This is a genomic window from Exiguobacterium sp. s36, from assembly GCF_018618345.1.
GTDB lineage: Bacteria > Bacillota > Bacilli > Exiguobacteriales > Exiguobacteriaceae > Exiguobacterium > Exiguobacterium chiriqhucha.
Map to the genome: position 1 here is coordinate 395,758 of NZ_JACSLW010000001.1, position 12,116 is coordinate 407,873.

Sequence of the window (12,116 nt, forward strand, 5' to 3'; positions counted from 1 at the left end):
CGTCATCGCTCTTTTGTCTTCGGCACCGCCACGAACGGTGCCCCTTCAGTTTGGTCCGGATGCGTCACCATCCCGGTCGTGCCCGCCTCATAGGCGGCAACGGCCAAAATACAGGCGTCGATGATATCATCGACTTGCACGTTCGACATCTTCCATTTCCATGGCGAGCTGTTCGAATAACGGCGCAACAACTCGATCCGTTCGAGTTCTCCCGCCTCGGTCTTCTTGCTGAAGGCCGCCTCGTTCCCCGTCATGACGGCAAAACACACTTCAGGATGCGACTCGTAGACATCCGCATCCGTGATCGTTTGAAACTCACGGATACGCGGCACCAAGTTCCACGCCTGTTTACTGATCCCTTTTCCGACCAGTTCCCGGCTCTTCGCATTCGCCTCGGCATAGGACGCCTCCATGAGCACGTCTTGAATCGGCGGCGTGAAGATGGACGACTTCCGCTGCTTCAGTTGTGACCGCATCCAGGCATCACACGACCGGTCCGGCGCATCAATCGTCGCCAAGTCTTTCGGCATGTCGACAAAATGGACGGCCCCTTCAATCAATAAATCTTCCAACTTTTCTGAGATGGTCAAACAGAGCGAGATGCTGTCGTACGTGATTCGTACCCAGCTCCCGCGCGCGCCATCAATTCCTACTCCGACCACGTCGTCCCTCCTGCATCAAAAACAATATTCCGAGCACCGCGCATAAGACGGTCACTCCCAACAACCATTGACTCGGCCAAGCCGTGTATCCGAGTCCGGAGACGACGGCTAAGCCAATCAATAACAATCCTGACTTCAACGTTTCCACTCTTCGAGCATCAATGCGAGCGTGCGCACCATGACCCCAGTCGGTCCTTTTGGTCCGAGATCGCTTGCCGCCGAACGTTCACTCGTCCCGGCGATATCGAGGTGGAGCCAAGGCGTGTCGCCGACAAACTCACCGACGAACGCGCCACCAAAGATCATATGCCCATAACGGCCCGGCGAGTTGTTCAAATCTGCGACTTCTGATTTCCGGACTTGTTTAATGAAGACGTCGAAGTATGGCATTTGCCAGACGAGTTCATTCGTCTCTCGGCTCGCAGCTTCTAAGGCGCCGTAGAGCGACGCATCGTTCGTCAGGCAACCAGTCACTTCTGTGCCGAGTGCGACGAGCACACCGCCCGTGAGCGTCGCCACATCGATGATGGCTTGTGGTTCATACGTCTTGGCAAACGTGACTGCGTCAGCGAGGACGAGACGACCTTCTGCGTCGGTATTGAGTACTTCAATCGTCTTCCCGCTCATCGCCGTGATGACATCATCCGGTTTGAACGCGTCCCCTGAGATCATGTTGTCCGTCGATGGGATGACGCCGATGACGTTCACGTTCGGTTTCGTCGTCGCAAGCGTCTCGAATAGACCGAGCACGGTCGCAGCTCCTCCCATGTCGCCTTTCATGCCGACGATGCCGTCTTTCGGCTTGATTGAGTAACCACCCGTATCAAACGTGATTCCTTTTCCGACGACGGCGACGGGCGCTGCATCGCCTGCACCGTGGTATTCGAGGACAATCAATTTCGGCGGGATAGTCGACCCTTGATTGACGGCGAGCAGCGCCCCCATCCCGAGCGCCTCCATCTCTTCCTTCTCCAAGATGCGATGGCTGAATCCATGACGTTCGGCCAATTCGACCGCATAGTCCGCGAGTGTTTCCGACGTCAAAATATTGGCCGGCATCATCGTGAGCGTCCGTGCGACATTGACACCGCGTCCGTAAGCGGCACCCGTCAACGCCTCTTCCTCTACACCAGCACCGAGCAACGTGATCGTCACGTCTGACTTCGCCGGCTTCGGTTCAGATTTGTATGTAGGGTGCTCATATGTCGCCATTTCATACGCTTCGGCAAACAGTTTCGCCGTGTTCGGTCCGAACGTGTCGAGCGCGACCGCGACGTTCGTGAAGGCGCGTGCTTTAATTTGTTTCGCGACTTTCCCGAACCAATTGCGCACATTCTCAGGCGTATTCTCGTTGCGTTGTCCGAGACCGACGAATAGGATGCGTTTGACCGTTCCTTCAAACGTCGGGACGATGGACACTTCCCCTGTTTTCGTCGAGATGTCCGACGCTTGGATGAGCGACTTGACGCGCCCGTTAAACAACGTATCGAGTCCTTCGTCAATCGTGTCGGCAGCACCGATTCCGACGACGATCGTGTCATATGAACCGTTCCAATCTAAATCCTTCACTTGATACATGTTTGCCACTTCCCTTCTTTATATATGGTTAGCATAACGAACTTCGGCGAAATAATGAAACAGTATGCGTAAGAGTCATGAATTCTTCGAATTCAGGCGTTAACTCCTCGTTGTGACGATGATTTATTTTATGATAGGATAAGAAAGTACGCAATCAGGCATCCCTCACTGTTGAGGCGAGGCCATTTTGTTCGGTCGAGGCTTCCCCTAGTAGTAGACCGTTGCTACTTTAATCTTCCAGGTTTTCGTTAGTTCCTTTTTCATTTCGGGTAAGAACTAACGAGATAACATTGGAAACCACTATTTCTTTGAAGAGAGGGACTACGCTTATGTCACACATTAAAGGTATTGGCGCATCTGCAGGAATCGCAGTTGCGAAAGCATTCGTCATGGAGACACCTTCATTCGACATCCCGACAAACAAAATCGAGGACGTAGCAGCTGAGAAAGCCCGTTTCCAAGCGGCCATCGCTCAGTCAAAAACAGAACTCGAAGAAATCCGTCAAATCACGCTTCGTGAGCTCGGTGAAGACAAGGCAGAGATTTTCTCGGCTCACTTGCTCATCGTCGAGGATCCTGAGATCGTCTCACAAGTGAACGACAAAATTGAAAGCGAACACATGAACGCTGCGAAGGCGCTCGATGAAGTCGCTCAAATGATGGTCATGATCTTTGAATCGATGGATAACGAGTACATGCGTGAGCGCGCAGCAGACGTTCGTGACGTCACGAAACGTGTCATGGCGCACATTCTCGGTGTCACGTTCATGACGCCAGCCTCAATCTCAGAAGAAGTCATCATCATCGCTGAAGATTTGACGCCGTCTGATACAGCTCAGCTCAACCGTAAGTACGTCAAAGGATTCGCGACAAACATCGGTGGACGTACATCTCACTCGGCAATCATGTCTCGTTCACTCGAGATCCCTGCCGTCGTCGGTACAAAAGTAGCACTTGAAGAAATCAAAAATGGCGATCTCGTCGTCATTGACGGGACAGAGGGCGACGTGTTCGTCAACCCGTCTGAAGAACTCGTCAACGAATATAACGAAAAACGCGCTGCATTCGAAGCGTATAAAGAAGAGTTGAAACAACTCGTCAACGAAGAGTCGATCACAGCCGACGGCCACAAGGTCAAACTTGCAGCGAACATCGGTACACCGAACGACCTCGAAGGCGTATTGAAAAACGGCGCTGACGCCATCGGTCTTTACCGGACCGAGTTCCTCTACATGGACTCGGAAACGTTCCCGACGGAAGAAGAGCAGTATACAGCTTATAAAGCAGTCATCGAAGGTATGGACGGCAAACAAGTCGTCATCCGTACGCTCGATATCGGTGGAGATAAAGAATTGTCTTACCTCGACCTTCCAAAAGAGATGAACCCGTTCCTCGGCTATCGTGCGATTCGCCTTTGCCTCGAAGAGACGGACTTGTTCCGCACACAGCTTCGCGCGCTTCTCCGTGCCTCAGCGCACGGTGACCTCGCCATCATGTTCCCAATGATCGCGACGCTTGAAGAGTTCCGTGCTGCGAAAGCCATCTTGCTCGAAGAAGAAGCAAAATTGAAGACAGAAGGAATCGCTGTCGGTAACTACGAAACTGGGATGATGGTCGAGATTCCATCGACTGCCGTCATGGCGAAGCAATTCGCGAAAGAAGTCGACTTCTTCTCAGTCGGCACGAACGACTTGATTCAATACACGATGGCAGCGGACCGCATGAACGAGAAAGTCTCGTACTTGTACCAACCGTTCAACCCGGCCATCTTGAACTTGCTCCACAACGTCATCACAGAAGCACACAAAGCCGGTAAATGGGTCGGTATGTGTGGAGAGATGGCTGGAGAAGAGCTTGCGATTCCAATCCTGCTCGGACTCGGTCTTGACGAATTCTCGATGTCGGCTTCAAGCGTCCTTCGCGCACGTAGCCTCGTGAAGCGTTTGACGAAGTCGGAAACAGAAGCAATCGTCAACGACGTCCTCAACATGGATACAGCTGAAGAAGTCGTGAACTTCCTCAGTGAAAAATTCGATATTAAGAAGTAACACAAAAAAAGAAGTTCTCGCGGTTGCGAGAGCTTCTTTTTTGTTTACTCGGCTCCTTTGTCATCCATTCTGAAGTCGAGCGCTTCCCCGGCGACGACCGTCTCTCCGAATGGGACGACGACGATTTTGCCGTCTCCGTTCGTCCAGATGATCGGCGTGATGAGCGATGGGACTTTGTCACGAATCAAGTTGAGGTCGACATCGAGCAAGACGTCCCCTGCTTCGACCCGGTCGCCTTCTTTCACTTTGGCGACGAAGCCCTCCCCTTTCAGGTTGACCGTGTCGAGTCCGACGTGGATGAGAATCTCTCGTCCGTCGTCCGCGAGTAGGCCGATTGCATGTTTCGTCGGGAAGAACGTGGTGATTTGACCGGTAACCGGCGCAACGACTTGTCCCGAGCTCGGCTCGATGGCAAATCCTTCACCCATCATCCGGCCCGAGAAGACTTGGTCCGGCACATCGTCAAGCGATAAGATGACACCCGACATCGGGGCAAGGAATCGATGGTCGGCATGTTCAGCCGCTTCCGGTGTGATGACAGCTTTTTCTTTCGGTTTATATTCGCCGCCTTCGATGATGGCCGCGATTTGCGATTTGAGCGTATCCGATTTCGGACCGAAGATGGCTTGAATATTATCCCCGACCTCGAGCACTCCGGCCGCTCCCAAATCTTTCAGCAAGTCTTTATCGACTTGTTTGACATCGTTCACAGTGACACGCAAGCGTGTGATACAAGCATCGAGGTGTTTGATGTTATCCGGTCCACCAAGTCCAACGAGCACCTCATACGGTAAATCATCTCCGACGACGGCGCGGGCGCCTTTGCCTTCGGCGACGGTTTCACGTCCCGGTACTTTCAAGTCGAACTTCGTGATTGCGAAACGGAACCCAAAGTAATAGATGACCGCGAAGACGAGACCGACTGGAATGACGAGCCACCAGGCTGTCCGGTTCGGTAATACCCCGAACAAGAGATAGTCGATGAGTCCGCCCGAGAATGTCATCCCGATTTTAACATTGAGCAAGTGCATGGTCATAAAGGAAAGTCCAGCGAAGACGGCATGAATCCCAAAGAGAAGAGGTGCAACGAAGACGAACGAGAATTCGACTGGTTCAGTGATCCCAGTCAAGAATGAAGTGAGGGCTGCTGAGAAGTAAAGTCCTTCGACGTCTTTCCGACGTTCTTTCGGGACGGTATGGAACATGGCGAGACAAGCGGCAGGTAATCCGAACATCATGAACGGGAATTTACCGGTCATGTACGTCCCGGCTGTAAATTCGACCCCGTCACGAAGCTGGGCGAAGAAGATTCGTTGATCCCCTTGGACGAGATCTCCTGCTTGGTTCGTATATTCTCCGAACTGGAACCAAAACGGAGAGTACCAGATGTGGTGCAGACCGAACGGAATCAAGGAACGTTCGACCAATCCGAAGACGAAAGCGGAGACGGCGACATTCGCTTCAATGATTGTGCTCGAGAACGTATTGATGGCCGAACCGATCGGCGGCCAAATGTAGGCGAGCGCAATCCCGATCAACAAACTGAACGCGGCGGTCGCGATTGGCACGAACCGCTTCCCCGCAAAGAACCCTAAGAAATCCGGCAACTTGATGTTGAAGTACTTGTTGTAGGCGAAGGCGGCAATCAGACCGGCGATGATACCCCCGAATACCCCCATCTGGAGCGTCGGAATCCCGAGTACCGTGGCATAGGCCGGGTCACCCTGGGCAATTTCCGCGGTAATCCCGTTCCATGTGCTGATAACCTTGTTCATAATCAAATAACCAACGATAGCTGCTAACCCGGCAACACCGTCCCCGTTGGCTAGCCCGATGGCGACACCGACGGCGAACAGTAGACCTAGATTGGCAAACACGATATCCCCGGCATCGGTCATGACTTGCCAGACGAGGACGAGTGAATCGTTTGCCAAGAAAGGTAAGAGCGAAACGAGATCAGGGTTTTGGAACGCCGTACCAAATGCGAGTAATAGACCGGCTGCTGGTAGAATCGCAACCGGAAGCATGAGTGCCTTTCCGATTCGCTGCAAAACACCAAACACTTTCTTCCACATCATGGTTCCCTCCTTTTGTCAGAATACTTACTTTTCCCCATCTACTAGTAGGCTGAAACCGTTTCCCCATACAAAAAAAGCCAACCCATAAAGGATTGGCTTCTCACGTAAATTAGTTAGCTTTCTTTTCGTTACCTGAAGCGATGACCGCTTGCATTTCTGATTTCAACGCATCCGAACGTGGTCCGAAGATGGCTTGAATGTTGTTACCGACTTCAAGGACACCAGCTGCCCCGAGACGTTTCAACTCTTCTTTGTTGACTTGGCTCTTATCTTTTACTTCGACGCGGAGACGTGTGATACATGCGTCAAGGTGTTTGATGTTTTGTGAACCACCGAAACCAACGAGGATATCTTGTGCAAGTTCCGAACCTGTAGCAGTTGATTGCTCAACGACTTCATCTTCACGGCCCGGTGTTTTAAGGTTGAACTTACGGATAACGAAGCGGAATCCGAAGTAGTAAACGACTGCGAACACGAGACCGACTGGAATGACGAGCCACCAGTCTGTACGGTTAGGAAGTACACCGAAGAGAAGGTAGTCGATCAAACCGCCCGAGAACGTCATCCCGATTTTGACGTTCAAGATGTGCATGACCATGAATGAAAGGCCAGCGAAGACTGCGTGTACTGCGAACAAGAGTGGGGCAACGAACAAGAATGAGAACTCGATCGGCTCAGTGATACCAGTCAAGAACGATGTAAGTGCTGCCGATGCCAAGAGACCACCGACGACTGCTTTACGTTCAGGACGTGCTTCGTGGTACATTGCGAGTGCTGCTGCTGGAAGACCGAACATCATGAACGGGTACTTACCAGTCATGAACGTACCGGCTGTGAGTTCAGCGCCATCACGAATTTGTGCGAAGAAGATAGCTTGGTCACCACGAACGATGTTACCCGCTGCATCCGTGTACGAGCCGAACTCGAACCAGAATGGTGAGTAGAAGATGTGGTGAAGACCGAATGGAATCAATGAACGTTCGATCAAACCGAAGATGAAGGCCGCGAACGTGCGGTTTTCAGTCAACATGAAATTTGAGAACGTGTTCAAGCCGTGCTGAACTGGTGGCCAGATGAGAAGCATGACGAAACCAGCGACAACTGCCAATACTGCAGTAACGATTGGGACGAAACGCTTACCAGCGAAGAAGCCAAGGAATTGCGGCAACTCGATGTTGAAGTACTTATTATATGCCCAGGCGGCTATCAGACCGACGATGATCCCCCCGAATACCCCAGTTTGGAGCGTTGGAATCCCGAGTACTGATGCGTAAGCCGGATCACCTTGTGCGATGATTTCAGGTGTGAGTTCGAGCCAAACACCCATAACTTTGTTCATGATGAGGAATCCGACGATGGCTGCGAGTCCGGCAACGCCGTCCCCTGCTAAACCGATCGCGACACCGACTGCGAATAAGAGTGCTAAGTTCGAGAAGATAATGCCACCCGCTTGCTCCATGAGCTGAGCGAATTTCACAACGCCTTCGTTCGTTAACCAACCAGCGCGTGATGTAAGGGCCGGGTTTTGCATCGCGTTACCGAATGCAAGAAGAAGACCGGCTGCCGGCAAAATCGCAACAGGAAGCATAAGTGCTTTACCGACTTTTTGAAGAACACCAAAGATCTGCTTAAACATGATAAATCCTCCTTTTTGTGATTGTTTCGTGCGGAAAGACGACTGTAGATGTCAGACAACCGACGTATCTAAACGTTTTCATAATAAACGTTTATAAAAACAGAAACAGGCATGAATAAGGTATAGAACGTAGACCTCTCCTAATAGAGAAATCGTTGCGTTCCACTCCTTACTCATGCCTGATCGAATCAGTAACACGTAAGATACGTGGTATCAGTTATCTACTTGTTAGGCGCTGGAGATGCATCGTCAAATATGTCGCTTCACCTCGCGGGACCGGACGCTTTAATTCGCGTTCCATGATGCCCATCAGCTCCCAAGCAGTACTATAGCATAGCGGATATTCTTCGCGCAATACCTTTTCAATTTTTTGTGGGGCCTCCACCATCTCACCCGTCGCAACCCGCTCAACGGCGTACCTTAAGTGCCGAAGTAAGCGCTTATAATCGAGTGAACTCCGGTCCATTTTGACGTTCAAACGACTCTCAATCGTCTGAACGATCTGCCCGATAATTTGGTTGTGTCGATTGACCTCGAGGACGTTTTTGAACGTCGTCGCCGAATGGATGTGGAGCGCGATGAAACCGATCTCCGCGTCCGGCAATAACACGTCAAGCCGCTCGTGAATCATATCGACGATACGTTCGGCGAGCGCATACTCGTTCGGATAGAGCGATTCGGTCTCAAGCAGGAACGGATTCGTGACTTCCATCCCTTGTTCAATCCGCTTCATCGTGAAGAACAAGTGGTCGGTCAAACCTATATGAATATGTTGGTCGACTTTTTTACCGGTGTTGTTCTCGATAAAGCCGACGATTTCTTGCATGAAAGCAATAAAGTCCTCGTCGACGTGTTTGACGAGTTCACGATATTGCGATTGTTCTTCTTTGTCCGTCAGTTGATACACTTTCTCCGGGACACTGGCCGGGTCGACGAGATCGCCCGCTTTCTTGCCGAAGCCAATCCCTTTCCCGAGTAGAATGACTTCCGGTTCCGGATCATGTTGGCAAATGACAACGCTATTATTCAACACTTTCTTGATCGTATACATCGGTAATGTCATTCGTATCGCATCCCTTATTCACTAAAATCGTTTCGTACTAAGTATATCGGTTCATCCCCTAAAAAAGTAGGCGGAAAACAAAAAAGACGAACATTTCTGTCGTCTTTAAAACATTGAGTAACCACTCTTGCGCAAGTAGCGAATCGTGACCCCGGCCAAAATCGCACCGAGCAACCCGAAACCGAGCATGAACACATCCAGAAATTGAAGGCCGAGCACGCGTTCGTAAACGTTGGCGAGCGCGGTCGACGTCTCAGTGATGTAACTCGAGAGCTTGACGTTATCAATCATCATAATGACGAAAATCGGATAGATGAACACGAGCGTCCATGTTTTTTTAAGCAGCATGTTCAAAATGAAACCGATGCTGAAGAAGATGACCAAATAAAGAATCGCCCCAATGACAGCCTGGATAATATGCATGCGATTGCCCCCTTTTCCCGTTGTCTATTATACCGAATCGCCTGCGCTTAGGTCAAAGGTGAACCGCACCCTACCGACAATAAAAAAGTGACCCGCTCCTAGGAGCGGGCCACTCGATGTCATGGCTTAGAATTTACCTTTTTTGAGGACGAGACCATACTTCTTCAATTCGAGGAAGTGTTTGTTATCGATCACTTTCTTCATGAATGAAGCGTTGCGACCGAAGATCTTTTTGCCCATGACGATGCCGATGCCGTCGTTATGGCCAAGTGATGCGACTGTTCCTTTGCTCTCATACGTGAATTTCGAAGTCGATTTCCCGTTGATGAGTGCTGCGATGTTTTTCGCCACGTTGTGCGCTTGTTGTGTCGCAATTTGGGCAGTCGGCGGGTATGGACGGTTTGAGACCGGATCCATGACAGCCGAGCAGTCACCGATGATGAAGACGTTGTCGTGACCAGGGGCACGGTTGTCCGCCTCGACCATGACACGGTTACGGACCGCTTCAAAACCAGACTTCTCAACGATCGGGCTACCGCTGACGCCACCTGTCCAGAGAATCGTGTTCGCTTCAATCGTCTCTGTCGTGTCACCTTGGAGTGGACCGAACGTGACGACACCAGGCTCAACGCCTTTGATGCCGTTTCCGAGTTTCATCTCGACGCCGTTTCGTTCGAGCCATTTCTGCGCATACGTCGTGAGTTCTGGGTCGAAACCAGGAAGTACAGTCGGAGCGGCTTCGATGTTCACGATGCGAACCGCTTCACGTGGCACGTCATACTGTTTGCAAAGCTCAGGCACACGGTTGACGAGCTCACCGAGGAACTCGATTCCTGTGAAGCCGGCGCCACCGACAACGATCGTCACGTACGAGCGGTCAGCTGAACCGTTCGTTTTATATTGAGCGAACGAGTACTCGATATGTTCTTTGATTTTACGGACGCTGTTGAGCGAGCTGATTGTCATCGCATGCTCTTTAAGGCCAGGGATACCGAATGTCTCCGGTACGCCGCCAAGCGCGAACACGACATAATCATATTCAACTGCTGAACCGTCTACGAGCAAGACTTGTTTTGCCGTAGTATCGACGCGATCGACGATCCCTTTGACAAATTTCACACGTGACGGGTTCACGACGTCGTTGATGTAGATGCGAGCTTGATCCGGTTTCATCGTTCCGGCCGCTGGCTCATGAAGCCACGTCGTCTGGTAATGGTAATCATGCTTGTTGATGAGCGTGATGTTCGCGTCGCCAGCTGAGAGCGTCTTCTGGAGGTTGACCGCTGTGATGAGTCCACCGAAACCTGCGCCAAGAATAACAATGTTAGGTCGTTTCATGTTCATTTCCACCTTGTTTTGATAGTTTTGTTTTCTTGAACAATCATGTTGTGTGTTTTTTCACATGAGTGTTCACAATAAAGCCCAAACCTTGTTCAACCAATGTTCACAATTGCTTCTCGTTCATTGTACGCTGTTTGTTTTGTTTTCTCAATGGAAAAGCATATCTTCTTGAAATTTTTTTGAATGTGTAGCATGTTTGTACAGAATGGATTTAATTCACGATTGTCACTATAATAGATGTATACGTTTTGAGGAGGAATTCGATGAAATCGACGAAAGATGTGATCATCATCGGTGGCGGCCCGGTCGGACTGTTCACCGCATTTTATGCAGGTATGCGCCAACTCGATACGGCGTTGATTGAAAGTTTGCCGCAACTCGGCGGACAATTGTCGACACTGTATCCAGAAAAATATATTTATGACATCGCCGGCTTCCCGAAAGTGAAAGCCCAAGATTTGATTGACCAATTGAAAGCCCAAGCCGATCAGTTCGAACAGGACTATCGCCTCGGGGAGACCGTCGAGACAGTCGAGCGTCTCGAAGACGGCACGTTCCAGATTACGACGAATAAAGACGAGTACCATACGAAAGCGATCATCATCACGGCTGGGAACGGGGCATTCGCCGCACGACCGCTCGGCCTCGATGGTTGTGAAGACTATGCAAACCTTCATTATTTCGTCGACAACATGGAGAAATTCCGTGATCGTCGCGTCATGATCGCCGGTGGCGGCGACTCGGCCGTCGACTGGGCACTCATGCTTGAGGGAATTGCCAAAGAAGTCCATATCGTCCACCGTCGCGACCGCTTCCGCGCCCATGAGCATACGGTCGAACAGATGAAAGCGTCGACGATTAACGTCTGGACGCCATATAACATCGAATCACTTTCAGGTGAGACGCACATCGAGTCGGTCGAATTGACGGACAAGGACGGCGAATCGAAATTCGTCGAGATCGATGACCTCATCTGTAACTACGGTTTCGTCTCGTCGCTCGGCCCAATCAAGAACTGGGGCATGGAGTTCGAGAAGAACACAATCCGCGTCGATTCGCGCATGGAGACGACGGTCGCCGGCATCTTCGCTTGCGGTGACATCGCCACGTACGAAGGAAAAGTGAAATTGATTGCGACCGGATTCGGAGAAGCCCCGATTGCGATTAACCAAGTGAAGCAGCTCGTCGACCCGACAGCTCGTCACCCGCAACATTCAACTTCGGTATTTGCCGGGAAATAATATGATACCCCCTGTCGCGACAGCACAGGGGGTTTTGTAGGCACTT

7 protein-coding genes and 2 pseudogenes are annotated in these 12,116 nt (G+C 51.0%); 2 read left to right on the forward strand and 7 right to left on the reverse strand.

The window, feature by feature from the left end; all coding sequences use genetic code 11:
- Positions 1-2: 2 nt before the first annotated feature.
- Together KNP95_RS02005 and KNP95_RS02010 are read right to left on the reverse strand one after the other, a co-directional pair.
- Positions 3-662 carry a DUF429 domain-containing protein gene (locus KNP95_RS02005; RefSeq protein WP_058764053.1) on the reverse strand — a complete coding sequence of 220 codons (660 nt, stop codon included), beginning with the start codon at positions 660-662 and terminating at the stop codon, positions 3-5.
- A gap of 135 nt (positions 663-797) precedes the next feature.
- On the reverse strand, positions 798-2,240 hold the full coding sequence (locus KNP95_RS02010; protein WP_214714526.1) for a leucyl aminopeptidase: 1,443 nt from the start codon (positions 2,238-2,240) through the stop codon (positions 798-800).
- Positions 2,241-2,569: 329 nt separating this feature from the next.
- On the opposite strand from KNP95_RS02010, the gene ptsP reads away from it, so the two are divergent.
- Positions 2,570-4,288: a phosphoenolpyruvate--protein phosphotransferase gene (gene ptsP / locus KNP95_RS02015; protein WP_021065530.1), complete on the forward strand. Its 1,719-nt coding sequence runs from the start codon at positions 2,570-2,572 to the stop codon at positions 4,286-4,288.
- Positions 4,289-4,425: 137 nt separating this feature from the next.
- On the opposite strand, the pseudogene ptsG (KNP95_RS02020) reads toward ptsP, so the two are convergent.
- The 5 genes and pseudogenes from ptsG (KNP95_RS02020) to KNP95_RS02040 all read right to left on the reverse strand — a co-directional run.
- A pseudogene (gene ptsG / locus KNP95_RS02020) lies at positions 4,426-6,363 on the reverse strand (glucose-specific PTS transporter subunit IIBC); the annotation flags it as partial.
- 139 nt (positions 6,364-6,502) lie between these two features.
- Positions 6,503-8,002 (reverse strand): annotated as a pseudogene (ptsG, locus tag KNP95_RS02025) (glucose-specific PTS transporter subunit IIBC); the annotation flags it as partial.
- A gap of 217 nt (positions 8,003-8,219) precedes the next feature.
- Positions 8,220-9,065: a glucose PTS transporter transcription antiterminator GlcT gene (gene glcT, locus KNP95_RS02030; protein WP_021065527.1), complete on the reverse strand. Its 846-nt coding sequence runs from the start codon at positions 9,063-9,065 to the stop codon at positions 8,220-8,222.
- 105 nt (positions 9,066-9,170) lie between these two features.
- Positions 9,171-9,488 carry a YuiB family protein gene (locus tag KNP95_RS02035; RefSeq protein WP_021065526.1) on the reverse strand — a complete coding sequence of 106 codons (318 nt, stop codon included), beginning with the start codon at positions 9,486-9,488 and terminating at the stop codon, positions 9,171-9,173.
- A 126-nt stretch (positions 9,489-9,614) separates the two neighbouring features.
- Positions 9,615-10,826, reverse strand: a complete 1,212-nt coding sequence (locus tag KNP95_RS02040) for an NAD(P)/FAD-dependent oxidoreductase (RefSeq protein ID WP_214717628.1) — start codon at positions 10,824-10,826, stop codon at positions 9,615-9,617.
- A gap of 266 nt (positions 10,827-11,092) precedes the next feature.
- On the opposite strand from KNP95_RS02040, the gene KNP95_RS02045 reads away from it, so the two are divergent.
- Entirely contained in the window at positions 11,093-12,070 is a 978-nt protein-coding gene (locus tag KNP95_RS02045) for an NAD(P)/FAD-dependent oxidoreductase (protein ID WP_034778371.1), read from the forward strand.
- The last annotated feature ends 46 nt before the right edge of the window (positions 12,071-12,116 follow it).

Bases quoted from the DNA above. Each gene is read 5' to 3' on its own strand.
- KNP95_RS02010 (WP_214714526.1), bottom strand. From the start codon at position 2,240: ATGTATCAAGTGAAGGATTTAGATTGGAACGGTTCATATGACACGATC.
- ptsP (WP_021065530.1), top strand. From the start codon at position 2,570: ATGTCACACATTAAAGGTATTGGCGCATCTGCAGGAATCGCAGTTGCG.
- glcT (WP_021065527.1), bottom strand. From the start codon at position 9,065: ATGACATTACCGATGTATACGATCAAGAAAGTGTTGAATAATAGCGTT.
- KNP95_RS02035 (WP_021065526.1), bottom strand. From the start codon at position 9,488: ATGCATATTATCCAGGCTGTCATTGGGGCGATTCTTTATTTGGTCATC.
- KNP95_RS02040 (WP_214717628.1), bottom strand. From the start codon at position 10,826: ATGAAACGACCTAACATTGTTATTCTTGGCGCAGGTTTCGGTGGACTC.
- KNP95_RS02045 (WP_034778371.1), top strand. From the start codon at position 11,093: ATGAAATCGACGAAAGATGTGATCATCATCGGTGGCGGCCCGGTCGGA.